Source organism: Pseudomonas sp. PD9R (assembly GCF_019200975.1).
Lineage (GTDB): Bacteria > Pseudomonadota > Gammaproteobacteria > Pseudomonadales > Pseudomonadaceae > Aquipseudomonas.
In genome coordinates this window covers 113,540-139,514 of record NZ_JAHTMR010000006.1, presented here as the reverse complement: position 1 = coordinate 139,514, position 25,975 = coordinate 113,540, and the positions used below count along the sequence as shown (strand labels likewise).

The following is a 25,975-nucleotide window of genomic DNA, read 5'->3' as shown; positions in this document are numbered from 1 at the left end:
AAACCCTGGAGCATGGCTCTGTGCCTTACTTGAATTGCAAAGACCGGACCTTTACCGCGTCTTTGCCAGGTATTTTGTCCTTGAGCCAGATGATCTTGGCTGAACGTGGTGCGTCGAGTTGCTTCACTGCCTCGGACAAGCATCCGTGTGTCTCACGCTCACTGCGATCCAGGTACGCCTTGACCAGGGCAAACTCTGCGGGGCTAAGGCCGCGCAACTCCAGCTCCAGTGGACGCTCATCACGCAACCGGCCTGCGGTTTTTGCCGCTTCCAGGGCCATTCCAAGACGATCTATCAGTCTTTCGTACAACTCCGGCTTTGAAGCTTTTTGCTGTGAATCAACCATCCCTCACCTCATTGGAAGATAAGACCTACTCCCCAGTTAGAGCTTAGCTTCCATGAACAAACCGGCTGGACGCCGCGACCAACGGCCCTCGCAGCGGTTTTTGCGAGACGCGCGACAGTAATCAGGGTTTCCCTCGATAGAGTGCGGTCATGTATGCTACGGCGCTTCCTGTAACTCCACTTCCAGCTACTCTGGGCAGCGAAACGCCGAATTGGCGTACCCATCGTCCAGCGTCGCTTTGAAGAGGATTAGGCCACCCCTATTCAGTTCAAAAGTAGCCATGCACGAACAATATCAGCCCCGTGAAATCGAAGCCGCCGCCCAGTCGTTCTGGGACGAGCAAAAGTCCTTTGAAGTCAGTGAACAGCCAGGCAAGGAGACCTTCTACTGCCTGTCGATGTTCCCTTACCCCAGCGGCAAGCTACACATGGGGCACGTGCGCAACTACACCATCGGCGACGTGATCTCCCGCTATCAGCGCATGCAAGGCAAGAACGTCCTGCAACCCATGGGTTGGGACGCTTTCGGCATGCCGGCGGAAAACGCCGCGATGAAGAACAACGTAGCGCCCGCCAAGTGGACCTACGAAAACATCGCATATATGAAAACCCAGCTGCGTAGCCTGGGCCTGGCGGTAGACTGGTCGCGCGAAGTGACCACCTGCAAGCCGGATTACTACCGTTGGGAACAATGGCTGTTCACTCGCCTGTTCGAAAAAGGTGTGATCTACAAAAAAAGCGGCACCGTGAACTGGGACCCGGTCGACCAGACCGTTCTGGCCAACGAACAAGTGATCGACGGTCGCGGCTGGCGTTCCGGCGCGCTGATCGAAAAGCGCGAAATTCCGATGTACTACTTCAAGATCACCGCTTACGCGGATGAGCTGCTGGAGAGTCTCGATGATCTGCCGGGCTGGCCTGAACAGGTCAAGACCATGCAGCGCAACTGGATCGGCAAATCCCGCGGCATGGAAGTTCAGTTCCCCTATAACGTCGATTCCATCGGCGAAACCGGCGCGCTGAAAGTCTTCACCACCCGTCCGGACACCCTGATGGGCGCAACCTACGTTGCCGTGGCTGCCGAGCATCATCTGGCGGCGTTGGCTGCCCAGAACAACCCTGAGCTGCAAGCGTTCATCGCTGAATGCAAAGGCGGCAGCGTTGCCGAAGCCGACGTCGCTACCCAAGAGAAAAAAGGCCTGCCAACCGGCCTGTTCGTCGAGCACCCGCTGACAGGTGAAAAACTGCCGGTGTGGGTCGCCAACTACGTGCTGATGCATTACGGCGATGGCGCGGTCATGGCCGTTCCGGCTCACGACGAACGCGACTTCGAATTCGCCCACAAGTACAACCTGCCGGTCAAATCCGTGGTGCGCACTAGTTCCGGCGACACAAACCCTGCACCGTGGCAGGACGCCTACGGCGAGCACGGTTCGCTGATCAATTCCGGCGAGTTCGACGGCCTCGACTTCGCAGGCGCTTTCGACGCCATCGAAGTCGCACTGATCAAGAAAAACCTTGGCGCCTCGCGCACCCAGTTCCGCCTGCGCGACTGGGGCATCAGCCGTCAGCGCTACTGGGGCTGCCCGATCCCGATCATCCACTGCAATACTTGCGGTGATGTGCCGGTGCCGGAAGACCAACTGCCTGTGGTGTTGCCGGAAGACGTCGTACCCGATGGCGCCGGTTCGCCGCTGGCACGCATGCCAGAGTTCTACGAGTGCAGCTGCCCGAAATGCGGTCAGCCTGCCAAGCGTGAAACCGACACCATGGACACCTTCGTCGAGTCCTCGTGGTATTACGCCCGCTACGCCTCGCCGCACTATGAAGGCGGCCTGGTTGAAAAGTCCGCGGCAGACCACTGGCTGCCGGTGGATCAGTACATCGGCGGTATCGAACACGCGATTCTTCACCTGTTGTACGCGCGTTTCTTCCACAAGCTGATGCGTGACGAAGGCCTTGTCAGCTCCAACGAGCCGTTCAAGAACCTGCTGACCCAAGGCATGGTAATCGCCGAGACTTACTATCGTCGCGAAGCCAACGGCGCTTACACCTGGTTCAACCCGGCGGACGTCGAACTTGAGCGCGACAGCAAGGCCAAGGTCATTAGTGCCAAGCTGATCGCAGACGGCTTGCCGGTGGAAATCGGCGGCACCGAGAAGATGGCCAAGTCGAAGAACAACGGCGTCGACCCTCAGTCGATGATCGACCAGTTCGGCGCAGACACCTGCCGCCTGTTCATGATGTTTGCCTCGCCACCCGACATGAGCGCGGAATGGTCCGACTCCGGCGTAGAAGGTTCGCACCGTTTCCTCAAGCGCGTCTGGCGCCTGGCTCAGGCCCACGTCACTCAGGGTCTGCCGGGCAAACTGGACATCGCCGGCCTGAACGACGAGCAGAAAGCCGTTCGTCGCTCGATCCACCTGGCCATCAAGCAAGCCAGCCACGACGTTGGCCAGAACCACAAATTCAACACGGCCATCGCTCAGGTGATGACGCTGATGAACGTGCTGGAAAAAGCCGCGCAGGGCACCGGACAGGATCGTGCGCTGGTTCACGAAGGCCTCGAAGCTGTGACGCTGCTGCTGGCTCCAATCACACCGCACATCAGCCACGAACTGTGGAATCAACTGGGCCACGCCGAGCCTGTGATTGACGCCGGCTGGCCACAGGTGGATGACAGCGCACTGGTACAGGACAGCCTGCAACTCGTCATTCAAGTGAATGGCAAACTGCGCGGCCATATCGAAATGCCGGCCAGCGCCAGCCGTGAAGAAGTCGAAGCCGCCGCACGGGCCAACGAGAACGTGCTGCGTTTTGTCGACGGTCTGACCATTCGTAAAGTGATCGTGGTGCCCGGGAAACTGGTCAACATCGTCGCCAGCTAACTGGATCAGGCGTCAGGTCATGCCTGGCGCCGCGTAAAGCCTTTCGGGCCGCATCATCGGCCCACATGGTTTCAAGGGGAGCAACACAATGATCAAACGCAATTTGCTGGTGATGGGCCTCGCGGTCCTGCTGAGCGCCTGCGGTTTCCAGCTGCGCGGCACCGGCGGTACAGAACTTTCGATCAAGGAACTCGACCTGAGCGCACGCAACGCCTACGGCGAAACCGTGACGCAACTGCGTCAGGTGCTGGAAGGCAGCGGCGTCAAGGTCTACACCGGTGCACCGTACAAACTGGTGCTGACCGATGAACAGGAAAGCCAGCGCATCCTCAGCTACGCGGGTGCTGGCCGCACTGGCGAGTACCAGGTGACCACCGTCCTCAACTACGACATCCTCAGCGAGGGCAACCTGCCACTGCTGAGCGACAAGCTCGAAGTCCAGAAGATCTTCATGCACGACGGCAACAACCTGGTGGGTTCCGATCAGGAAGCCGTCACTGCCCGGACCGAAACCCGTCGCGAGCTGGTTCAGCGCATGATGCTGCGCCTGCAACAACTGACACCTGCACAACTGGACCAGTTGCAGCAAACAGCCCAGGCCAAAGCCAAGGCTGAAGCGGCGGCCCTTGAAGCGGCGCAAAAGGCTGAAGCGGCTACTCCGCGTCAGTCGCCTATCGAACTGCCGCGGCAGTAAGACTTTCGGGGCGCTCAGGCGCCCCGTTTGCCCTCTCTTATGAAACTTGCCCCCGCCCAACTCGCTAAACACCTGCAAGGCGCCCTCGCGCCGGTCTACGTCATCAGTGGCGACGATCCGTTGCTGTGTCAGGAAGCCGCCGATGCCATCCGTGCCGCCGCTCGCCAACAGGGTTTCGATGAACGTCAGGTGTTTGCCGCCGATGCCAGTTTCGACTGGGGTACGCTGCTGCAAGCGGGCGCCAGCATGTCGCTGTTTGCCGAAAAGCGTCTCTTGGAATTGCGCCTGCCTTCCGGCAAACCCGGTGACAAAGGCGCTGCTGCATTCATCGAGTACTGCTCGCGACCGGCCGAAGACACCGTCTTGTTGATCAGCCTGCCGAAACTTGATGGCAGCGCGCAGAAAACCAAGTGGGGCAAGGCGCTGGTCGAAGGCCAGCAAACCCAGTTCGTGCAGATCTGGCCGGTGGATGCCAACCAGCTGCCGAGCTGGATTCGTCAGCGCTTGTCCCAGGCCGGGCTGTCCGCCAGCCAGGACGCGGTCGAGCTGATCGCTGCACGGGTTGAGGGCAACTTGCTGGCCGCCGCCCAGGAAATCGAAAAGCTCAAGCTGATGGCCGAAAGCGGCCAGATCACCGTCGAAACCGTGCAAGCCGCGGTAGCCGATAGTGCGCGCTTCGATGTCTTCGGATTGACCGACGCGATTCTCAACGGCGAGGCAGCCCATGCCCTGCGCATGCTCGAAGGGCTGCGCGGTGAAGGGGTCGAACCACCGGTGATTCTCTGGGCGCTGGCGCGTGAGCTACGCCTGCTGGCTAACATTTCCCTGCAATACAGCCAGGGCACGCCGCTGGACAAAGCCTTCAGCCAGGCCAAGCCGCCCGTTTGGGACAAGCGCAAACCGCTGATGAGCAAAGCCCTGCAACGCTACTCGGCGCAGCGCTGGGCTCAGTTGTTGCTCGAAGCACAGCGCATCGATGCGCAAATCAAAGGCCAGGCTGCCGGTTCGCCGTGGATGAGTTTGAGTCGGTTGTCGTTGTTGATGGCAGGGCAAAGATTGTCGTTGCCCGCCGAATAAGATCAAAAGAAAAATCAAAAGATCGCAGCCTTCGGCAGCGCGTACACGGGATCATGTAGGCGCTGCCGAAGGCTGCGATCTTTTGATCTTGATTTGCCCTATAGACACAACCCCAACTTCGGCCGATGATTTGCCCCGCAAAAACCACTCACTTGCGAGATTCCATCATGAGCAAAAAGCCATCTAAACATGGCCCCAACAAGGCCAAATCCATCATCGCCCAGCCACTGTTCCGTAGCCGTCAGGAACGAGCCGGCAAGGGCAAAGGCAGCTACCGCCGCGAAGCCTTCCAGTCTAATAGCTGGGAGGCTTCTTACTTTCTGGCAGCCTGAAAGGCATGCATCCGCTCAACATGTTAAGGTCTGCACCTGATCCGTTTTTCCTGGACCCGTGCATGCCCCTTTGTCTTTCCCGTCGTTGGCACCTGCGCCAATTGATTGCTGCTTCCAGCCTCATTTTGCTAGTCGCCTGCGCGGAAAAACCCACCGCCGCCGACGCCCAGCCGCTTCAGTCCCTCCCCGTCGCCACCGCCCCTGCGGTCATCCCACCCGTGGTTCCAAGCGACGAAAACCTCGATATCCAGCCGACCCAGACGTTCGCCGAATGGCAAGCGGGTTTCCGTAAGGACGCGCTGGCCGCCGGTATCCGTGCCGATCTGTTCGACCGCGCGTTCGCCAACGTCAGCTTCGACCCCAGCGTCATTCGTGCCGATCGTAGCCAACCGGAATTCTCCCGCCCGGTGTGGGAATACCTCGACGGTGCCCTGTCGCCACTGCGGGTACGCAAAGGCCAGGCCTTGGTCAGCCAATATGACGGCATCCTGCAAAGTATCGAGCAACGCTACGGCGTCGATCGTCAGGCACTGGTCGCCGTGTGGGGCATGGAGAGCAACTTTGGCCAGTTCCAGGGCAGCAAGTCGGTAATCAACTCGCTGGCAACCCTGGCCTACGAAGGCCGACGCCCGGGCTTCGCCCACGCGCAATTGATCGCTGCCCTGCAGATCCTGCAGCAAGGTGATATCGAACCCGAGAAGATGCTCGGTTCCTGGGCCGGCGCCATGGGCCAGACCCAGTTCATCCCGACCACCTATAACACCCACGCCGTCGACTTCGATGGTGACGGCCGCCGCGATATCTGGGGCAGCGCGTCTGACGCCCTGGCCTCGACCGCGCACTACCTGCAAAGCTCCGGCTGGCAGAAAGGTCAGCCGTGGGGCTTCGAAGTGCAATTGCCGAGCGGTTTCAACTACGTGTTGGCCGACGGCACGATCCGCAAAAGCGTCGCTGAATGGCGGCAATTGGGCGTCACCTTGCCCAATGCCGGCCAGGTTCCGGCAGGGTCCGAACAGTTGTCGGCGGCGTTGCTGCTGCCGGCCGGTTATCGTGGCCCGGCATTCCTGGTGCTGGATAACTTCCGCGCGATCCTCAAGTACAACAACTCGTCGTCCTACGCGCTGGCGGTGAGCCTGTTGTCCGAGCGCTTCAATGGCGCCGGCCTGATCAGTGGAACCTGGCCGAAAGATGACTTGCCGTTGGGCCGAACCGAGCGGATCGAACTGCAAAACCTGCTGAGCGCGCAGAACTACGACGCGGGCACCGCCGACGGCATTATCGGCGCCAATACGCGCAAGGCGATCCGCAGCGCCCAGCAGTCGTTTGGCTGGCCGGCGGATGGTTATCCTACGCACAAGTTGCTGGAAGGGTTGCGAAGCCGCTAAAAGCAAAAAATCGCAGCCTGCGGCAGCTCCTTACAGAGGATTGCGTATTCCTGTAGGAGCTGCCGCAGGCTGCGATCTTTTTTTTGCAGCGCGTTATTGCCTGAACACCACATCCTGTTCCAACACCAACTCCTTGTTCCCCGCATCCAGTCGCACCAGCGCCCCCATTGGCAACGTCAGGTTCGGATCACAATGCCCACTACGCCACCCGGACAATACCGGGATCCGCAACGGCCCGAATGTCTGCTTGAGCAAACGCTCCAGCGCAGGCGCATCAACCCCCGCCACATCCCCGACCAGAACCCCGCGCAGCTTGTGCAGTGTCCCGGCCAGCCGTAGATGGGTCAGTAACCGGTCGATGCGATACAACGGCTCGTTGATATCCTCGATAAACAGAATGACGCCCTCTGCATCGATCTCATAAGGCGTGCCCATGGTTGCGGCGATGATCGACAGATTGCCCCCCAGCAAACGCCCATGAGCGATGCCAGGCTCGATTGTGGTCAATGGATAGGCCACCGGGTGCGCCAGCACGCTGCCCGCCTTCAGCTGTCCGCGCAGCATGTTGAAGAACGAAGACTCTGTGGGTTGCTGACGACTGCCCAGCAGGTCAGCGTTGAGCAGCGGACCGTGGAACGTCACGAAACCCGCATAGCGACTGATCGCCAGATGCAGTGCAGTGATGTCGCTGTAACCGATGAAGGGCTTGGCGTTGTTTCGCAATAACTCGAAATCGATACGGTCAAGCAAACGCGGCGTGCCGTAGCCGCCGCGCAGACAGATGATGGCGTCGACCTCACTGTCGGCGAACGCTGCATGTAAATCATCGAGGCGTACATCATCACTGCCGGCCAGATAACCCTCTTTCTCGTAGACGCCGGGAAACACCTTCAGCCCATAGCCTCGGGCGCGCATCCACCGCACGGCTTTATGGGTGTCCAGCGTGGCGGGACCGGCAGGCGCTATGACGCCAATCAGGCCTTCCGACGCCAAGGCCGGAACCGGCGCATTCGGACAAAGTGTATGGATTGGTTGAACAGTCATCCATGAATCTCCCTGCGTAAAATCTTCTACACACAGTAGTCAGGAACGGGGACAAACAGAAGAGGGTTTGTTGCCCCGCGAGTTGCAGGAAAAAGCCGCGATTGCCGTGGGCAACGCAAAAAAACGCCCGCCAGACTGAAAAGCCTGGCGGGCGTCTTTTATTTCTAGCTGCAAATCAGGACGACATCAACTCGGCCTTGACCAGTTTCGCCTGCTCGTCGGCGTGGTACGACGAGCGCACCAATGGACCGGAAGCGACGTTCTTGAAGCCCATCTTGTAGCCTTCTTCGGCGAACCAGGCGAAGGTATCCGGGTGTACGAAACGCTGAACCGGCAAGTGGCTGCGGGATGGTTGCAGGTACTGACCCAGAGTCAGCATATCGATGTCGTGTTCGCGCATACGCTTCATGACTTCGATGACTTCCTCGTCGGTCTCGCCCAGGCCGAGCATCAGGCCGGATTTGGTCGGAATGTGCGGCATCATCTGCTTGAAACGTTGCAGCAGGGTCAGCGACCACTGGTAGTCCGAACCCGGACGAGCAGCCTTGTACAGGCGCGGCACGGTTTCCAGGTTGTGGTTGAACACATCCGGCGGCTCGGCGGCGGTGATTTCCAGGGCGACGTCCATGCGGCCACGGTAGTCCGGAACCAGGGTTTCGAGCTGCACGTTCGGCGACAGCTTGCGGATTTCACGGATGCAGTCGGCAAAGTGCTGGGCACCGCCGTCACGCAGGTCGTCGCGGTCAACCGAGGTGATCACAACGTACTTGAGTTTCAGGTCGGCAATGGCAATGGCCAGGCTTTCCGGCTCGTTGACGTCCAATGGTTTCGGACGACCATGGCCAACGTCGCAGAACGGGCAACGACGGGTGCAGATGTCACCCATGATCATGAAGGTCGCGGTGCCACCGGAGAAGCACTCGCCCAGGTTCGGGCAAGAGGCTTCTTCGCAGACACTGTGCAGCTTGTGTTTGCGCAACAGGGCCTTGATGCGGTCGACTTCCGGAGAGACCGGAATTCGTACACGAATCCAGTCGGGCTTTTTCGGCAGTTCAGTGGTCGGAATGATCTTTACCGGGATGCGTGCAACCTTTTCGGCGCCGCGCAGCTTAACGCCGGCTTCAACCTTGGCACGCGGGGCCGGACGCTCGGTGACATCCAGCGTCGGGATCATGGTTTGCACTGCATCAGTAGTCATATCAGTCGATTCCGCCCGTTAGGGTCGTCTGCTCAGCATAGTCGAGGTGTTTGACGAGCTGCGCGCGCAGCCGGGCACTTACCTCGGCAAATTCAATCGATCCTGCGTGATCGCTCAGCTGGGTCATCGCCAGCCCGGCGTAGCCGCAGGGATTAATCCGTCGAAACGGTTCCAGGTCCATGTCCACGTTCAAGGCCAGGCCATGAAAGGAACAACCGTGGCGGATCCGCAGACCCAGGGATGCGATTTTCGCACCGTCGACATAGACGCCCGGTGCATCAGGCTTCGCTGCAGCGGTCACGCCGTAACTGGCTAGCAGCTCGATCAGGCACGACTCCATGCGGGTCACCAGATCACGTACGCCGAAACCCAGTTTGCGCACGTCCAGCAACAGGTAGACCACCAATTGCCCGGGGCCGTGATACGTCACCTGGCCACCGCGATCGACCTGCACCACCGGAATATCTCCCGGAAGCAGCAGATGCTCGGCCTTGCCGGCCTGTCCCTGAGTGAACACTGGCGGGTGCTCGACCAGCCAGATTTCATCGGCGGCATCACTGCCGCGTTCGTTGGTGAAGCGCTGCATGGCATGCCAGACCGGCTCGTAAGCCATCTGGCCGAGCTCGCGAAAGCCCAGCGTGCCAGACATCACAGCACCATGTGCACGAAGCCGGTAGCCCGCAGTTCGCTGTTGATGTTGTACAGCTGGTCCTGGTCGGTGGCGACGATGTGCAATTGAATCGTGGTGTATTTGCCGTTGGTGCTTTGGCGTTCATCGACACGCTCATCGTTGATCTTTGCGTGTTTCTTGACGATGTCGATGATTTTGTCCTTGTTGCCGACGCCCGTATCGCTGATCACCTTAATCGGATAATCAACCTGGGGAAATTCGATCTTTGGCGCCTTTACTTCGGTATCGGTCATGGCGTAACGGCCTCGTAAGCGTAAGCCGTGGCGACGGGCATGGCCGCGCGCTGGATCAGCGCGGGGCCATGCAGGTGCACACTAAATTCAGTTGAACAGGCTGTAGAAGAATAGACGGATGCTATCCCACATGCGGCGGAAGATACCACCTTCCTCAACAGCGTCCAGAGCGATCAGATCAGCGCTGTGCACGACCTTGTCGTCCAGTTTCACTTCGACTTTACCGATCACGTCGCCCTTGGCGATTGGCGCGACCAGTTGCGGGTTCATGGTCATGCTGGCAGCGAGCTTTTTCAGCTGGCCTTTTGGCAGGGTCATGGTCAGGTCTTCAGCCAGACCGGCCTTGACCTGATTGGTGGCGCCTTTCCAGACAGGTGCCTGAGCCAGCTCGGCGCCTTTCTGGTAGAAGGTCTGGGTTTCAAAGAAACGGAAACCGTAAGTCAGCAGCTTCTGGGTCTCGGCGGCGCGGGCCACTTCGCTGTTGGTGCCGAACACCACGGCGATCAGACGCATGCCATCACGCACGGCCGAAGACACCATGCAGTAACCCGCTTCGTCGGTGTGACCGGTTTTCAGACCGTCAACGGTCTTGTCGCGCCACAGCAGCAGGTTACGGTTGGGTTGCTTGATGCCGTTCCAGAAGAACTCTTTCTGCGAGTAGATCGCGTAGTGAGCCGGGTCTTCGTGGATGATCGCGCGAGCCAGCACGGCCATGTCGTGAGCCGTCGAGTAGTGCTCAGGGTTCGGCAAACCGGTCGGGTTCATGAAGTGGGTGTTGGACATGCCCAGGTCGCCAACGGTTTTGTTCATCAGGTCGGCGAACGCGTCTTCGCTACCGGCGATGTGCTCGGAGAGCGCAACACTGGCGTCGTTACCCGACTGAATGATGATGCCGTGCAGCAAGTCGCTGACAGTGACCTGCGAGCCGACCTTGATGAACATCCGCGAACCGCCGGTACGCCAGGCGTTTTCGCTGACGGTCACCGGATCGTTTTCGCCGATCTGGCCACGACGGATTTCCAGGGTCGCAATGTACGCGGTCATCAGCTTGGTCAGGCTGGCTGGCGGCAGACGCTGGTCACCGTTGTTTTCGACCAGCACGTTGCCGCTGCTGGCGTCCATGAGCACGTAGGCCTTGGCGGCCAGTTGCGGTGGCGACGGCATCATCTCGACCGCGAAGGCGGCTGGCGAGAGGAGCAGCGGGACTAGAAGGCACAGGCGTTTGGCAAAGGTGGTGATGTTCATCCGTCTCTCGAAATCGCTAATGGAAACTGCCCTGGCGGGCAAAACTAATCAAATAACCTTCTAACGGGTTATCGCGTGTTCAGTTGCTCACTCAAGTCACCCTTGCCGGGCTTTTGTTCTTCGAAGAGCCAACAACCTGGTTCACCCCCCAATCGCTGGTGAACCGTCAATCAAGTTCTACGTTATTACTCTGTGACCACACTCGGCGAACCCAGGTTGGCCATGCGCACGCTGTTTTGTACTTGCTGGATTTCACCCTGAGAACCGATTGGCCCCAGGCGAACCCGATGCAGCGTCTGTTGATTGCGTACGATCGAACTGATGAACACCGGAGTGCTCACCATCCCGCTGAGCTTCGACCTCAGGAGTTCTGCAGCGTCCGGGTTGGCGAATGCGCCCACCTGCAGATACTGGCCAGAGGCTGGTGCAGAAGCGTTTTTTTTTGCATCGAGCTGCACGGGCACAACGGCGGCAGCGTGTTGCTGCGGTGGTGGTGTCCATTGTTCGACGGTGCCGGCCGAAGCCGTGATTACCGGGGCGCTATTCTGCGCGACTTGCGGCTCGTTGAGCATCAAAGGTGCCGGGCGGCCTTTCGCGGCCCAATATTGTTGCGGGTCGATGCCTTCAACCTTGACCCGCGCGGTACCGATTTCGGCATAGCCGAGCTTTTTCGCGGCAGCGTAGGACAAGTCGATGATCCGGTCCGAATAGAACGGCCCACGGTCATTGACCCGCAGGATCACACTCTTGTTATTGTCCAGGTTGGTCACCCGAACGTAACTTGGCAGTGGCAAGGTCTTGTGCGCGGCGCTCATGCCATACAGGTCATAAACTTCGCCGTTGGCGGTGTTCTGACCGTGAAACTTGGTGCCGTACCAGGACGCCGTGCCCGAGGCGACGTACGTCTTGGACTCTTGCAGCGGGAAATAGGTTTTGCCCAGCACGGTGTACGGGTTGGCCTTGTACGGGCCGGAGTGCAAGGTCGGCGTAGCATCCGGAATACGCGATACGTCGACGTCCCACCACGGCGCGCCATCCTTGTGCGCCCGGTTGATGTCCAGCCCCGGCGCCGAACGCACGGCATTGGAAGACGTCTGGGTAGGCGCGCGACTGGTCGAGCAACTGGCGACCAGCACAGCCAGCGCGGCAAATGCCATCAGCTTCAGGGGTTTATTCATAGGCAATGCCCGCATTACTTGACGCCCCGTGCTTGGACCAGCTGTTCAGACAGTTGATGTACAGCCATGGCGTACATCACGCTGCGGTTATAACGCGTGATTGCGTAAAAATTCTTCAGGCCCATCCAGTACTCGGGGCCATTGTCGCCTTCCAGGCGGAACGCGGTAACCGGCATATCATCGCGCAGCGCATCATGACTTGACCAGCCCAGCGCCCGCAACTCTCCGACGGTTTTAGTCGGTTCAATGCCGGTGGTCAAACCTTCATCCGCCTGATCGCCCCGCACATCGGCGCGGCTGACCACGGGTTCACCCGCGACCCAGCCATGTCGCTTGAAGTAACTGGCGACGCTGCCGATGGCATCGTCCGGGTTGGTCCAGATATTGATGTGGCCGTCACCGTCGAAATCCACCGCGTAGGCGCGAAAGCTGCTCGGCATGAACTGCGGCAAACCCATGGCCCCGGCGTACGAGCCTTTGAGGGTCAACGGATCGACCTGTTCTTCACGTGCCAGCAGCAGGAATTCACGCAGCTCCTTGCGGAAAAATTCGGCACGGGGAGGATAGTCGAAACCCAGGGTCGACAAAGCATCAATTACCCGGAAATTACCGGTATTACGTCCGAAAAACGTCTCAACGCCGATGATCGACACGATGACCTGAGCCGGCACGCCGTATTCCTGTTCTGCACGAGCCAATACCGCCTCATGCTGACGCCAGAAGTCCACACCGCGGGCGATACGCGCATCGGTGATGAACATCGGGCGATATTCGCTCCACTGCTTGACCCGTTCGGCGGGTTTCGAAATCGCGTCCAGAATCGACTGTTTGCGCTCGGCTTCGCGGAACACACCCATCAGTTGTTCACCGGCAAAACCATAATCACGGGTCATTTCACCGACGAACTCGGCCACCTGAGGTGAGCCTTCGTAATCGCCTGCCAACGCTTCCTGCGCACTGCCAAGGATGCTTACCAGGCCGACCCATTGCGCGTTTCGAGTCGCCCAGCCACGCATTACTTGCATTGAAATCTTCACCTTATTCAAACCTGTGCGATCCACTTACGATGGGTATGGATCGACATCAAAACCCCAAACGCTGACAGCAGCGTCACCAGCGAAGTTCCTCCGTAGCTAATGAACGGCAACGGCACCCCCACCACCGGCAACAGGCCACTGACCATACCGATGTTCACAAAAACGTATACAAAAAACGTCATGGTCAGGCTGCCGGCCAGCAATTTGCCAAACAAAGTCTGGGCCTGGGCGGTGATCACCAGCCCGCGACCGATCAACAGCAGGTAAATCAGCAACAGAGCGCAGATACCCACCAGGCCGAATTCTTCGCCCATGACCGCAATAATGAAGTCGGTGTGGCTTTCCGGGAGGAAGTCCAGGTGCGACTGGGTGCCCAGCAACCAGCCCTTGCCGAACACGCCGCCGGAACCGATGGCGGCTTTTGACTGGATGATGTTCCAACCGGTGCCCAGCGGATCGCTTTCCGGGTCGAGGAAGGTCAGGATCCGCTGCTTCTGGTAGTCGTGCATGATGAAGAACCACATCGCCACGGCCACGGGAATGGCGGCGGCCAGCACGCTGAGAATCCAGCGCCAGCGCAGCCCACCCATGAACAGCACGAACGCGCCGCCGGCCAGAATCAGCAGCGAGGTGCCGAGGTCCGGTTGCCGCACGATCAGGATGAACGGCAAACCGATCAGAAACAGACTGACACCCACATGCTTGAGCTGCGGCGGCAACGTGCGTTTGGACAAGTACCAGGCGATGGTCGCCGGCATCAGGATCTTCATGAATTCCGAAGGCTGGAAGCGGATCACCCCCGGAATGTTGATCCAGCGTGTGGCGCCCATGGCGTTGTGGCCCATCACGTCCACCACCACCAGCAACAACACGCCAAGCACATAGCCGACGGGCACCCAGCGCGCCATGAAACGTGGCTCGAACTGGGCAATCACGATCATCGACACCAGGCCGATGCCGAACGAAGTTGCCTGTTTGGCCAGCAAATCCCAACTTTTGCCACTGGCCGAATACAGCACGAACAGGCTGCCAGCGGCGAGGGTCAGCAACAGGATCAGCAGAGGGCCGTCGATGTGCAGGCGTTGCAGCAGCGTCGCGCGACGACGCATCACATCCTCGCTAGAGAGCATGCGATCAAAGTTATTCATCACGGGCAGTAGCCTCTGCGCTGTTAGGGCTGGCGTATTCGGCCTTGAGATGGCCGCTCTCATCCAGCAGCCAGGCGTCCATGACTTGACGGACCACCGGCGCGGCGACGCCGGAGCCGGACTCACCGTTTTCGACCATCACCGACACGACAATTTTCGGGTCATCGGCCGGCGCGAAGCCGACGAACAAGGCGTGGTCCCGGTGGCGTTCCTGAACCTTGGAGCGGTCGTATTTCTCACCCTGCTTGATCGCGACCACCTGGGCCGTACCACTCTTGCCGGCAATCCGATATTGCGCACCGATCGAGGCTTTGCGCGCCGTACCACGGGCACCGTGCATGACTTGCTGCATGCCGTGGTTGACCTTGTTCCAGTCGGACGGGTCACGCAGGATGATGTCCGGCATCGGATTCGGGTCCACAGGCTTCTCGCCTTCGATGGTCTTGGCCAGGTGCGGGCGATTCCAGATGCCTTTGTTGGCCACCAGCGCCGTAGCCTGTGCCAGTTGCAATGGAGTCGACTGCATGTAGCCCTGGCCGATCCCCAGAATCAGTGTTTCGCCAGGGAACCATGCCTGACGACGCGTCGCACGCTTCCACTCGCGAGACGGCATCAGCCCTGGCGACTCTTCAAACATGTCCAGCGAGACCTTCTGGCCGATACCGAATTTGCCCAGGTACGTCGACAACCGATCGATCCCCAGCTTATGGGCCAGGTCATAAAAGTAAGTGTCGTTGGAGCGCATGATCGCCGTATCGAGATCGACGTAGCCGTCGCCGGTGCGGTTCCAGTTGCGATACTTGTGATCGTAATTGGGCAGCATGTAGTAACCGGGGTCGAACACCCGAGTCGACGCGGTCACCACACCAGAGTCCAGGCCCGCAATCGCCACCGCCGGTTTGATCGTCGAGCCCGGAGGATACAGACCGCGCAGCACGCGGTTGAACAGCGGCCGATCGATCGAATCTCGCAGCTCGGAATAAGCCTTGAAGCTGATGCCGGTGACAAACAGGTTCGGGTCGAAACTCGGCTGGCTGACCATCGCCAGCACTTCACCGGTTTTCGGGTCCAGCGCCACTACCGCGCCACGTCGACCACCGAGCGCAGTTTCAGCGGCTTCCTGCAACTTGATGTCCAGGCTCAGGACGATGTCCTTGCCGGGAATCGGATCGGTACGCTTGAGCACGCGCAACACGCGGCCCCGAGCGTTGGTTTCGACTTCCTCGTAACCCACCTGGCCGTGCAGTTCCGGCTCGTAAAAGCGCTCGATGCCGGTTTTGCCGATTTGATGGGTGCCGCTGTAACTCACCGGGTCCAGAGACTTCAGTTCTTTTTCGTTGATCCGCCCCATGTAACCCACCGAGTGCGCAAAGTGCGCACCCTGGGGATAGTGACGAACCAGCTGCGCGACCACTTCTACCCCTGGCAGGCGGAACTGGTTTACGGCGATCCGCGCGATCTGCTCTTCGGTCAACTCGAACATGATCGGCACCGGCTCGAACGGTCGACGCCCCTGACGCATGCGCTTCTCGAAAATCACCCGGTCCTCGGGTGTCAGCTCCAACACCTGGACGATCACATCCAGCACTTGCGGCCAATCACCAGAGCGCTCGCGGGTCATGCTCAGGCTGAAGCTAGGCCGGTTATCGGCAATAACCACACCGTTGCGGTCGTAAATCAACCCACGGGGCGGCGGAATCGGCTGCACATGGACGCGGTTGTTTTCCGACAGGGTCGAGTGGTACTCGTACTGGATCACCTGCAGGAAATACAGCCGTGCGATCAACACGCCGATCAGCGTCACGACCGCAATTGCCCCGAACACGACGCGGCCACGCACCAGACGGGCGTCTTTTTCGTGGTCCTTGATGCGGATCGGCTGAGTCATTCGGGCAGAACTACTTGTGGTAAGGGTGGCCGGACAAAACAGTCCAGGCACGATACAGCTGTTCGCCGATCAGGATGCGCACCAGCGGGTGCGGCAACGTCAACGGCGAGAGTGACCAGCGTTGATCAGCTCGGGCACACACTTCCGGCGCCAGCCCTTCGGGGCCGCCGACCATGAAATTGACCGTGCGCGAATCCAGCCGCCAACGATCCAGTTCGACCGCCAGTTGCTCGGTGCTCCAGGGCTTGCCGTGGACTTCGAGGGTGACAACGCGCTCGTTCGGCCCAACCTTGGCCAGCATGGCTTCGCCTTCCTGACGGATGAAGCGCGCCACGTCGGCGTTCTTGCCACGGGTGTTGAGCGGTATTTCCACCAGTTCCAGCGCCAGCTCGGACGGAAGACGCTTTGCATATTCATGCCAGCCTTCTTCCACCCACTTGGGCATGCGTGAACCGACGGCGATCAGTCGCAGTCGCACAGCCGTTCCTTATTCCTGGTCTTTGTTGAGCTTGGTGAAATGCTCGTGACCAACTTCAGGGCTGTGGTGTTTGCCATCGGCGGCACGGCTCTGCTCGGCACCTTTCCACAGGCGCTCCAGGTCGTAGAACTGACGGGCGTTGGAAGTCATCATGTGGACGATCACGTCGTCCATGTCCAGCAGAACCCAGTCGCTGTCGCCCTTGCCTTCTTCACCCAATGGCTTGATGCCCAGGGCCTTGACCGCTTCGCGGACCTTGTCCAGCATCGCGCCGATCTGGCGGTTGGAAGTACCGGTGGCGATGATCATGAAGTCAGTGATGCTCTGCTTGTCGCGAACGTCGATGACCAGCACGTCCTGAGCCTTGACGTCTTCCAGGGCTGCTACGGCGATCTTGACCAGATCGTCGCCTTTAGGCGGCTCGGCAGCGAGGACTTTCTCTGGCAGCGGAGCGCTCTTGAACGTGCCTTTGCGCTTTACTTTGTTTACGTCGTTGTTCGTCATAAAAAACTCGTTTTGCTCGTATGTTCGGGCGCTTCAATACACGTTGTTGCTACGTGCCTTGAGGCACTCCTATTCAGTTCGACGCACGGTAAAGTCCGTGCGCATCGATGTAGGCCAGGACCGCGTCGGGCACCAGGAAACGTACCGACTTACCGCTGGCCAGCAGTTGACGGATCTGGGTGGCGGATACCGCGAGCGGCGTCTGCCAGACGAATGCAATCTGTCCGCTCGGCCCTTTGAGGGCCAGCGGGTCGCTCACCGAGCGCGCTGCCAGCAGGTTGCGCAAGGCATCCGGCGGTTCGCTGTCGGCATCCGGGCGTTGCAGCACCAGGATGTGGCAATGCTGGAGCAACTCTTCCCAGCGGTGCCAAGTAGGCAGGCCGCAAAATGCGTCCCAACCCAAAAGCAGAAAAACCTGGTCATCCACGGCCAGTTCGCCACGCATCAGTTCCAGGGTATCGATGGTGTAGGACGGTTTGTCCCGCTGCAATTCGCGGGCGTCCACCACCAACGGTGCCACACCGGCCACCGCGCACTCGACCATCGCCAGACGGTTCTTCGCCGACACCTGCGGCGTATTGCGATGAGGCGGTCTGGCACTGGGTGTCAGACGCAACTCATCAAGTGCCAGCGATTCGGCGACTTCCAGTGCACCGCGCAAATGGCCGATGTGCACCGGGTCAAAGGTACCGCCCAGCACACCAATGCGGCGAGATACGGGCGCGCTGGCGATTACCGGGGCTGACGGGTCGAAGTCGCCCAAGTCAGGCCGGCTCCTGTCCGCGCAACTGGCCATCACCGACCACGATGTACTTCTCGCAGGTCAAACCTTCGAGGCCGACCGGGCCGCGGGCGTGCAGCTTATCAGTAGAAATGCCGATCTCGGCACCCAATCCGTATTCGAAGCCATCGGCGAAGCACGTCGGCGTGTTGATCATCACCGACGACGAGTCGACTTCAGCCACGAAACGCCGGGTGTCGCCCTGGTGTTCGCTGACAATCGAATCGGTGTGGTGAGAGCCGTAATGGTTGATGTGTTCGATGGCTTGTTCCAGCCCGTCGACCACGCGGATCGACAAGATCGGCGCCAGGTACTCGGTGTTCCAGTCTTCTTCAGTGGCTGGCACTGCATCGATGATTGCCCGGGTACGCTCACAACCACGCAGTTCAACGCCTTTTTCGCGGAACTGAGCAGCCATGGCTGGCAGGAAATCTTTGGCAACGGTTTGGTCGACCAGCAGCGTCTCCATCGCCCCGCAGATGCCATAACGGTAAGTCTTGGCGTTGAATGCAATGCGCTGGGCTTTGAGCAGATCGGCGTGGGCACTGACATAAACGTGGCAGATGCCGTCCAGGTGCTTGATCACCGGCACGCGGGCATCGCGACTGACCCGCTCGATCAGGCCACGGCCGCCACGCGGCACGATGACGTCAACGTATTCCGGCATGGTGATCAATGCGCCAACAGCGGCACGGTCAGTGGTTTCGACCACTTGCACCACGGCGGCAGGCAGATCGGCCTCGGCCAGGCCGCGCTGGATGCAGGCGGCAATGGCACGGTTGGAATGAATGGCTTCGGAGCCGCCACGCAAAATGGTCGCATTGCCAGACTTCAGGCACAGGCTGGCGGCGTCGATAGTCACATTCGGCCGCGACTCGTAAATAATCCCGATCACGCCCAGCGGCACCCGCATCTTGCCGACCTGGATACCCGACGGGCGATAGCTCATGTCGCGGATCGCGCCGACGGGGTCCGGCAGTGCCGCCACCTGACGAAGGCCGACGATCATGCCGTCGATACGAGCCGGGGTCAGCGCGAGACGTTCGAGCAATGCTGGCTCCAGACCATTGGCGCGGCCAGCCGCCAGGTCGAGCTCATTGGCAGCGGTCAGCTCGGCGCGTGCAGCGTCCAGCGCATTGGCAGCAGCCTGCAAGGCGCGGTTTTTCTGCGCAGTGCTGGCACGGCCGATGACGCGGGAAGCCTCGCGGGCAGCGCGGCCCAGGCGGGTCATGTAGTCGAGAACGGACTCAGTCATGGTCTGGCGTGGTCTTTTCTAAGGTCTTGGTAAAGAGTAAAGCGGCAGATTATAGCTGTCGCGTCCCCCGACTAACAGCGGTGACGGGCGGATGGTCGAAATGGAGGGCAATTTGCCGACGTTCAGCCGGGATTAAGCTGCAAATTGTTATCATCGCGACTCAATCAGCCCTGATAAACGCCGTTCATCATGTCTAACCTGACTGTTCATGCGTCCGCTGAAAGCCCGCCAAAAGGCCTTCCGGACGCGTTTTTCGACCGCGACGCCCAAGTTCTGGCCCGGGATTTACTCGGCAAAGTAATCCGTCATCGCGTCGGCGACCTGTGGCTCAGCGCGCGAATTATCGAAACCGAAGCCTATTACTGCGCAGAAAAAGGCAGTCACGCCTCCCTCGGCTACACAGAAAAGCGTAAGGCTTTGTTTCTGGATGGTGGGCACATCTATATGTATTACGCGCGGGGTGGTGATTCCTTGAACTTCAGCGCTCAGGGTGCGGGCAACGCCGTCCTGATCAAATCCGCTTACCCGTGGGTCGACGATTTGAGCGGCCCGGCGAGCCTGGCGCAAATGCTGCTGAACAATCCCGACGCCCACGGCCGCCCTCGCCCATCGCAAAAGCTCTGCGCCGGGCAAACATTGCTGTGCAAGTCTCTTGGCCTGAAGGTGCCAGTGTGGGATGCCAAGCGCTTCGACCATGAAGTGCTGCTGGTGGAAGACGTCGGCCAGACACCCGCCCACGTTATTCAGGCCACTCGCCTGGGCATCCCCAACGGGCGCGACGAACACTTGATGTACCGCTTTGTTGATGGTGCCTACGCGGCCTATTGCACGCGGAACCCGCTGCGACGGGGGCAGGTCGAAGGTCGCGACTATTATTTGCTGTAAACACAATCCGTGTAGGAGCTGCCGCAGGCTGCGATCTATTGACTTTGGTTTTTAAAGACAAGAGCAAAAGATCCCAGCCTGCGGCAGCTCCTACAGAGGTTTATAGCGCTGTGCCGATTGATTGATCATTCAATGGAGTTGTTTTTATGGGCCCATGGCTCGATAGCGTGACCGCCTGGTTGACGGTCAACCCGCAATGGCTGGCGGCGGCGGTGTTCATAGTGGCCTTTGTGGAGTGCCTGGCGATTGCCGGATTGATCGTGCCCGGCACGGTTTTGCTGTTCGCTGTGGCGGTACTGGCCGGCAGTGGTGCGCTGTCGTTGAGTGAAACGCTGTTGCTCGGCTTTGTGGCCGGCGTTCTGGGCGATGTCGTTTCGTATTTCCTGGGGCGCCATTTCCATCAGAACATCCGGCGCCTGCCAGGGCTGCGCCATCACCCGGAGTGGATTGCCGGGGCCGAGTCGTATTTCCAGCGCTACGGTATTGCCAGCCTGCTGGTCGGGCGCTTCATCGGGCCTTTGCGGCCGATGTTACCGATGGTCGCTGGCATGTTCGACATGCCATTTCCACGCTTCTTCGCCGTCAGCCTGCTGGCTGGCGCGGGATGGTCGGTTGCCTATCTATTACCAGGCTGGGCCACCGGCGCGGCAATTCGCCTGCCGTTGCCCGAGGGGTTCTGGCCCGAGGCGGGGATCGTCGTCGGCAGTATCGCGGTGATGGTGGGACTGAGCGCAACCAGCAGCCTGCGCCGCCATCGCAAGGCTACGATATTCATCGCGGGGATGAGTTTGCTGATTCTGGCGGGACTGTTTATTGGTTATCCGCATCTGACCGCTCTCGATCAGGGTGTGATGACCCTGATACAAGAACACCGCAGCCCGATGCTCGATGAAGTAGCCGTTGTCTTCACGCTGATCGGTGAGTTCCGCAACATGCTGGTATTCAGCGCCTTGCTGGTCGGGCTGCTGCTTGTCACCCGACAATGGCGCCAGGCCATTTTCGCCGGCAGCACTCTACTTTGCACGGCGCTGGGCAACACCGTGACCAAACACTTTTTTGCCCGCATGCGTCCGGAAATATTGAGCGATCCTCTGACCAGTTACAGCATGCCCAGCGGCCATGCGTCGGGTTCCTTTGCGCTATTCCTGACCCTCGCCGTGCTGGCCGGCCGCGGACAGCCGCCACGGATGCGCCTGACCTGGTTGTTGGTCGGCTGCCTGCCGGCGCTGGCAATCTCCCTCTCCCGCGTATACCTGGGTGCGCATTGGCCGACGGATGTAATGGCCGGCGCAATGCTGGCGGCATGTGTCTGCGCAGCGAGCCTTTGGTTGTGTCAGCGCCAGACATCGCTCAACGCCATGCCAGCAAAAGTCTGGTGGCTGGTATTGCCGGCGTTGGTGGCGTTGTTTGGGTTTTTCGTGCTGCGGCATTTGCCGCACACGATGTTGCGGTATGCGTATTGAAGATCAAAAGATCGCAGCCTGCGGCAACTCCATAGGCTGCGATCTTTTAGCCGTCAGGCAAATAACTCACCCTGCAACTCATCCAGCAACGCCTGAATCGCATCCAGCCGTTGCTGTGGATCATCGAGTTGCAGCAAGTCAATCTTGTCTACTTCCGCAAACGGCAACAGATACGCCAGCTGATTGGCCAGCGACTGTTGCCCGGTCGCTTCGGTGCCCATGTTCAGCGCTTCAACCATCGGGTGTTCCGCCAAGGCATTGAGCAAAGCCACCAGATCGGCGTCCTCATCCTGTAGCGGTTGTTCTGGCTCGTCTTCCAGCCACTCGACTTCCGCGAGAATCAACTGGTCGCGCTGCACGTCAGTGCTCAAGACATTAAACCGCCGTCCTCCTTCGACCCGAATGCCCAGCAAGCCGTTTTCCTGCGTCTTGAAATCAGTGATCCGCGCCTCGCACCCGACCAACGCGTAACCTGCCGGGGCGATGCCGACTTCTTCGCCGTCGAGAATGCACACCACGCCGAAGCCGCCGTCCTGTTTCATGCAGCGACCGATCATGTCCAGGTAACGCGCCTCGAAAATCTGCAAGTCGAGGATGCAGCCAGGGAACAGCACCGTATTCAGCGGAAAAAGCGGCAGACTCATAGACATTTCCTTTACACCACCATCGACACCGCCAGCGGCAGGAAAACTGCCGTGGCCACGCCCATCAAACTCATCGCCAGCGCCGCAAAGGCGCCGCACTCTTCATTTTCCTGCATCGCCACTGCCGTGCCGACCGCATGGGCGGTCATGCCCAGTGCCATGCCGCGCGCCTCGGGACTGTGAACACCGAGCCGGGTCAACAGGCTCGGACCGAAGATCGCCCCGATCACACCCGTAATCAACACGAATACCGCAGCCAGCGCCGCGACGCCACCAATCTGCTCGGCCACCAACATCGCAATCGGCGAGGTTACCGACTTCGGCGCCATGGTCATCAGAATCATGTGCTCGGCGCCGAACCACCACCCCAGCAGCACGCCCATACCCGTGGCCACCACCCCGCCTATCACCAGCGTAGTAAATATCGGCCAGAACAACTGCCGAATCCGCCGCAGGTTGAGATAAAGCGGCACCGCCAGTGCGACTGTCGCCGGGCCCAGGAGGATGCTCAGGATCTCGGTGCTCTTGCGATACTCGGCATAGGTCAGCCCGCAACCCAGCAACACACCAATCACTAGCAACATGGAGACCAGCACCGGCTGCAAAAAGATCCAGCGGGTTTTCTCGAACGCCGCCAACACCAGCTGATAGGCACCAAGGGTAATACCGATGCCAAACAATGGATGATGAATCACGGAGGTCCACGCGCCCTGCCAGTCGAGGATCATTGGCCGTCCTCGGGATGATGCGTGTGACGCTTGATCAGGCGCTGCATCAGCACACCCGCGAACGCCATGGACAGCAGCAACGACAACACCAGCGAGCCGGTGATGGCCCAGAAATCCGCAGCAATGTCTTTGGCATAAACCATCACCCCCACGGCCGGCGGCACCAACAGCAAGGGTAGGTAACGCAGCAGGCTGCTGGCCGCCAGGTTCAGCGGCTCACCAACCTGGCCGCGACTGATCAAAAACACCAGCAACAGCAGCAGGCCGACAATCGGCCCCGGCAGGATCGGCAAAAACAAATGGTTGATCGCGGTGCCGAGCAATTGGAACAGCACCAGCCAGGTCAGGCCACGTAACAGCATCTTTCATCTCCCGCAAAACCCGTCACCCGCAATGGCGGGCCGGGCATTATAAGCATGCTGCCCTATACACCGGCATTCGCCAAAAGCATGGTCAGTTGACCTGAGCAATTTGCCATGTTGATCTAAAGTGGTAATCCGGGAGGTCAAATCCCCCCACCTCAAAACTATAAAACCGATGAACCCAAGGAGAGTCTCAATGCCCTATGTTCCAGTTGCAGAGCTCAATGATTATGTCGGCAAGGAACTCGGACGTTCCGAATGGCTCACCATCGATCAGGAGCGCATCAACCTGTTCGCCGAAGCCACAGGGGATTATCAGTTCATCCACGTCGACCCGGTCAAAGCCGCGCAAACGCCTTTCGGCAGCACCATCGCCCACGGTTTCCTGTCGCTGTCGCTCATTCCGAAACTGATGGAAGACATCCTCGTCATGCCCGAAGGCTTGAAGATGGTGGTCAATTATGGCCTCGATAGCGTGCGCTTCATTCAGCCGGTCAAAGTCAATTCGAAAGTGCGCCTCAAGGTCGATCTGACCGAAGTCACCGAGAAGAAACCCGGCCAATGGCTGCTCAAGGCCACTGCCACACTGGAAATCGAAGGGTCGGACAAACCGGCGTACATCGCCGAACCGTTGTCACTCTGCTTCGTCTGATACCCGCCCGATTGCGAAACAGCTCATGCTGTTTCGCACCTGCTTATTTTCTTCCAGCTATATAAGGACACATAGCTGCGGCATACTCGGTCGCCTAATTGCCCGGATCCCGCTATGCGCTCACTTGCACTCCTTGCCTTGACCCTGATGCTCACCGCTTGCGGCGACGGCGAATCGCCGCTGCCCCCTGACGCCCGCCTGCCGGATGGCGGACGCTACCGTGGTGATCTGGTCAATGGACTGTTGCAAGGCCAGGGCCGCATCGATTACCCGAACGGCAGCTGGTATGCCGGTCAATTCGACAAAGGCCAATGGCATGGCCAGGGCGAATGGCACGGCAGTAACGGCGAAGTCTATCGCGGGCCTTTCAATCAGGGGCTGTTCGATGGCCAGGGCAGCCTTACCACCAACGGCAGCAGCTATACCGGTGGTTTCAAACTCGGTCGCCGCGATGGCGAAGGCACGCTCAAAGAAAACGGCATGACCTACCGCGGCGAATTCAAGGCCGATCAATATTCAGGGCTCGGCCGTCTGGAACTCGAAGACGGCAGCGCCTATCAAGGCCAGTTCGCCCATGGCAAGCCTAATGGCGAAGGCCAGCGCAGCGACGGCAACGGCAATCAGTTCACCGGGCACTTCGTCGACGGTCAACTGGAAGGCAACGGGACATTCAACAGTGCCGATGGCGACATCTATGTCGGCGGTTTCAAGAACAACCAACTGCACGGCAAGGGTCGCTACGAAAATGCCGACGGCGATGTCTGGCTCGGTCAATTCAAGGAAGGCTCGCTGAACGGCAAGGGCGAATTGATCGGCGCCGACGGCAGCCATTACATCGGCCAATTCAGCGACTGGCGCTTCGCCGGCCAAGGGCGCTTGAACCTGGCTGACGGCAGTTTCTACATCGGCCAATTCGACAGCGACAGCTATTCCGGTCGCGGCACCCTGGTGTTGACTGACGGCACAGTGCAAAGCGGTACGTGGGTCAACGGCCAGCGCGTGCGCGACGCCGATGGCAAGTTGCTGCCTGACCCCCTCGAACTTGGCTTGCTGGCCCAAGGCCGCTTGCTGGAGGACGCGCTGAGCAACGTCCCCGCCTCGACTCCGGCGGTGGAGCTGTACACCTTGACCCTTGGCGGCGACGGCAAGCAGAGCGTGTTCTTGCGCGAATCCGACTACGTCGCCAACATGCTAACCAGCCGCTTCGGCGCCTTTGGTCAGATCCGCCTGGTGAACCATCGCGACCACCTCGCCGACCGACCAATGGCCACCCGGGAAAACCTGCGTCGCGCAGCCCTGACCCTGGCCGAGCGCAGCGGTCCGGAAGACCTGATCTTCATCTACCTGACCAGCCATGGCACCAGCGAACACGAACTGGTGCTCGACCAGCCGCGCATGGAACTGGCCGATCTGCCGGCCGACGAACTGGCCGCCGTTCTTGCCCCACTGAAAAACCGCGACAAAATCATCGTGATTTCGTCCTGCTACTCCGGCGGCTTCATCCCCGCCCTCAAGGACGAACGCACCCTGATCATGACCGCCTCGCGGGCCGACCGTGTGTCCTTCGGCTGTTCGGAAGAAGCCAACTTCACCTACTTCGGCGACGCTCTGTTCGCTCAGGCCCTGAACCAGACCGATGATCTGGAGCAAGCCTTCAAGCTGGCCAAGGCCACCGTCGCCGAACGTGAACTGGCGGATGGCTTCGAAGCCTCCGAGCCACAGATCTGGGCACCGAAAACCGTCCTCTCGCACTGGCAATTGTTGCGCAAACAACAGGCACGCAAAGCACTACAAAGTGTCTCCATTGACAGCAAGGATGCAAAGAGCAACTAAGCTGATG

The 25,975-nt window shown here is 59.7% G+C and carries 26 protein-coding genes; 9 read left to right on the top strand and 17 right to left on the bottom strand.

All coding sequences use genetic code 11. The annotated features are described in order from the left end of the window. Positions 1 to 25: 25 nt before the first annotated feature. Complete coding sequence (locus KUF73_RS14420) at positions 26 to 346, bottom strand: hypothetical protein (RefSeq protein ID WP_218438664.1); 321 nt, start codon at positions 344 to 346, stop codon at positions 26 to 28. A 280-nt stretch (positions 347 to 626) separates the two neighbouring features. Between KUF73_RS14420 and leuS the strand changes: the two genes are divergently transcribed. The 5 genes from leuS (at position 627) to KUF73_RS14395 (ending at position 6,721) form a co-directional block, all read left to right on the top strand. Beyond that, entirely contained in the window at positions 627 to 3,233 is a 2,607-nt protein-coding gene (gene leuS, locus KUF73_RS14415) for a leucine--tRNA ligase (protein ID WP_218438663.1), read from the top strand. A gap of 88 nt (positions 3,234 to 3,321) precedes the next feature. Then, positions 3,322 to 3,927: an LPS assembly lipoprotein LptE gene (gene lptE, locus KUF73_RS14410; protein WP_218438662.1), complete on the top strand. Its 606-nt coding sequence runs from the start codon at positions 3,322 to 3,324 to the stop codon at positions 3,925 to 3,927. Between the two features lie 39 nt (positions 3,928 to 3,966). After that, entirely contained in the window at positions 3,967 to 5,004 is a 1,038-nt protein-coding gene (gene holA, locus KUF73_RS14405) for a DNA polymerase III subunit delta (RefSeq protein WP_218438661.1), read from the top strand. Positions 5,005 to 5,171: 167 nt separating this feature from the next. Then, positions 5,172 to 5,336, top strand: a complete 165-nt coding sequence (arfA, locus tag KUF73_RS14400) for an alternative ribosome rescue factor ArfA (protein ID WP_003176285.1) — start codon at positions 5,172 to 5,174, stop codon at positions 5,334 to 5,336. A gap of 62 nt (positions 5,337 to 5,398) precedes the next feature. Continuing rightward, entirely contained in the window at positions 5,399 to 6,721 is a 1,323-nt protein-coding gene (locus tag KUF73_RS14395) for a lytic murein transglycosylase (protein ID WP_218438660.1), read from the top strand. Between the two features lie 93 nt (positions 6,722 to 6,814). On the opposite strand, the gene KUF73_RS14390 is transcribed toward KUF73_RS14395, so the two are convergent. From KUF73_RS14390 to KUF73_RS14330, 13 genes are all read right to left on the bottom strand, one after another. Continuing rightward, complete coding sequence (locus KUF73_RS14390; protein WP_218438659.1) at positions 6,815 to 7,765, bottom strand: LD-carboxypeptidase; 951 nt, start codon at positions 7,763 to 7,765, stop codon at positions 6,815 to 6,817. Between the two features lie 175 nt (positions 7,766 to 7,940). Continuing rightward, entirely contained in the window at positions 7,941 to 8,963 is a 1,023-nt protein-coding gene (gene lipA / locus KUF73_RS14385) for a lipoyl synthase (RefSeq protein WP_007946663.1), read from the bottom strand. Between the two features lies 1 nt (position 8,964). After that, positions 8,965 to 9,612 (bottom strand): lipoyl(octanoyl) transferase LipB, encoded by a 648-nt coding sequence (gene lipB, locus KUF73_RS14380; protein ID WP_218438658.1) that lies wholly within the window; start codon positions 9,610 to 9,612, stop codon positions 8,965 to 8,967. Next, a complete protein-coding gene (locus tag KUF73_RS14375) occupies positions 9,612 to 9,887 on the bottom strand; it encodes a DUF493 domain-containing protein (protein ID WP_218438657.1) in 276 nt (91 codons plus the stop codon). Before KUF73_RS14375 ends, lipB begins: the two co-directional genes overlap by 1 nt. 87 nt (positions 9,888 to 9,974) lie before the next feature. Beyond that, on the bottom strand, positions 9,975 to 11,132 hold the full coding sequence (locus tag KUF73_RS14370; RefSeq protein WP_218438656.1) for a D-alanyl-D-alanine carboxypeptidase family protein: 1,158 nt from the start codon (positions 11,130 to 11,132) through the stop codon (positions 9,975 to 9,977). Between the two features lie 185 nt (positions 11,133 to 11,317). Beyond that, entirely contained in the window at positions 11,318 to 12,325 is a 1,008-nt protein-coding gene (locus KUF73_RS14365; protein WP_218438655.1) for a septal ring lytic transglycosylase RlpA family protein, read from the bottom strand. Continuing rightward, positions 12,325 to 13,335, bottom strand: a complete 1,011-nt coding sequence (gene mltB / locus KUF73_RS14360; RefSeq protein ID WP_218438654.1) for a lytic murein transglycosylase B — start codon at positions 13,333 to 13,335, stop codon at positions 12,325 to 12,327. Before mltB ends, KUF73_RS14365 begins: the two co-directional genes overlap by 1 nt. A 17-nt stretch (positions 13,336 to 13,352) precedes the next feature. Next, the gene (rodA, locus tag KUF73_RS14355) at positions 13,353 to 14,456 is read right to left on the bottom strand and encodes a rod shape-determining protein RodA (RefSeq protein WP_218438908.1); all 1,104 of its coding nucleotides are present in this window, start codon (positions 14,454 to 14,456) and stop codon (positions 13,353 to 13,355) included. A gap of 31 nt (positions 14,457 to 14,487) precedes the next feature. Further along, a complete protein-coding gene (gene mrdA / locus KUF73_RS14350; RefSeq protein ID WP_218438653.1) occupies positions 14,488 to 16,383 on the bottom strand; it encodes a penicillin-binding protein 2 in 1,896 nt (631 codons plus the stop codon). A gap of 10 nt (positions 16,384 to 16,393) precedes the next feature. Then, entirely contained in the window at positions 16,394 to 16,861 is a 468-nt protein-coding gene (gene rlmH / locus KUF73_RS14345; protein WP_007937439.1) for a 23S rRNA (pseudouridine(1915)-N(3))-methyltransferase RlmH, read from the bottom strand. Positions 16,862 to 16,870: 9 nt separating this feature from the next. Beyond that, the gene (rsfS, locus tag KUF73_RS14340; protein WP_218438652.1) at positions 16,871 to 17,365 is read right to left on the bottom strand and encodes a ribosome silencing factor; all 495 of its coding nucleotides are present in this window, start codon (positions 17,363 to 17,365) and stop codon (positions 16,871 to 16,873) included. Between the two features lie 73 nt (positions 17,366 to 17,438). Next, complete coding sequence (gene nadD, locus KUF73_RS14335; RefSeq protein ID WP_256345645.1) at positions 17,439 to 18,161, bottom strand: nicotinate-nucleotide adenylyltransferase; 723 nt, start codon at positions 18,159 to 18,161, stop codon at positions 17,439 to 17,441. Then, a complete protein-coding gene (locus KUF73_RS14330) occupies positions 18,130 to 19,401 on the bottom strand; it encodes a glutamate-5-semialdehyde dehydrogenase (protein WP_218438648.1) in 1,272 nt (423 codons plus the stop codon). Before KUF73_RS14330 ends, nadD begins: the two co-directional genes overlap by 32 nt. Before the next feature lie 189 nt (positions 19,402 to 19,590). On the opposite strand from KUF73_RS14330, the gene KUF73_RS14325 reads away from it, so the two are divergent. Next, a complete protein-coding gene (locus KUF73_RS14325; protein WP_218438643.1) occupies positions 19,591 to 20,286 on the top strand; it encodes a DNA-3-methyladenine glycosylase in 696 nt (231 codons plus the stop codon). 146 nt (positions 20,287 to 20,432) lie between these two features. Then, a complete protein-coding gene (locus KUF73_RS14320) occupies positions 20,433 to 21,749 on the top strand; it encodes a bifunctional DedA family/phosphatase PAP2 family protein (protein ID WP_218438642.1) in 1,317 nt (438 codons plus the stop codon). Positions 21,750 to 21,802: 53 nt separating this feature from the next. On the opposite strand, the gene KUF73_RS14315 is transcribed toward KUF73_RS14320, so the two are convergent. The 3 genes from KUF73_RS14315 to KUF73_RS14305 are packed head-to-tail and all read right to left on the bottom strand — an operon-like array spanning position 21,803 to position 23,483. Next, positions 21,803 to 22,393, bottom strand: a complete 591-nt coding sequence (locus KUF73_RS14315; RefSeq protein WP_218438641.1) for an LON peptidase substrate-binding domain-containing protein — start codon at positions 22,391 to 22,393, stop codon at positions 21,803 to 21,805. An 11-nt stretch (positions 22,394 to 22,404) separates the two neighbouring features. Continuing rightward, the gene (locus tag KUF73_RS14310; protein ID WP_218438640.1) at positions 22,405 to 23,121 is read right to left on the bottom strand and encodes an LrgB family protein; all 717 of its coding nucleotides are present in this window, start codon (positions 23,119 to 23,121) and stop codon (positions 22,405 to 22,407) included. Next, the gene (locus tag KUF73_RS14305; RefSeq protein WP_218438639.1) at positions 23,118 to 23,483 is read right to left on the bottom strand and encodes a CidA/LrgA family protein; all 366 of its coding nucleotides are present in this window, start codon (positions 23,481 to 23,483) and stop codon (positions 23,118 to 23,120) included. The genes KUF73_RS14310 and KUF73_RS14305 overlap by 4 nt, the downstream gene beginning before the upstream one ends. Before the next feature lie 196 nt (positions 23,484 to 23,679). Between KUF73_RS14305 and KUF73_RS14300 the strand changes: the two genes are divergently transcribed. Both KUF73_RS14300 and KUF73_RS14295 read left to right on the top strand, forming a co-directional pair. Continuing rightward, the gene (locus tag KUF73_RS14300; RefSeq protein ID WP_103403429.1) at positions 23,680 to 24,135 is read left to right on the top strand and encodes a MaoC family dehydratase; all 456 of its coding nucleotides are present in this window, start codon (positions 23,680 to 23,682) and stop codon (positions 24,133 to 24,135) included. 114 nt (positions 24,136 to 24,249) lie between these two features. After that, a complete protein-coding gene (locus KUF73_RS14295; RefSeq protein WP_218438638.1) occupies positions 24,250 to 25,968 on the top strand; it encodes a C13 family peptidase in 1,719 nt (572 codons plus the stop codon). The last annotated feature ends 7 nt before the right edge of the window (positions 25,969 to 25,975 follow it).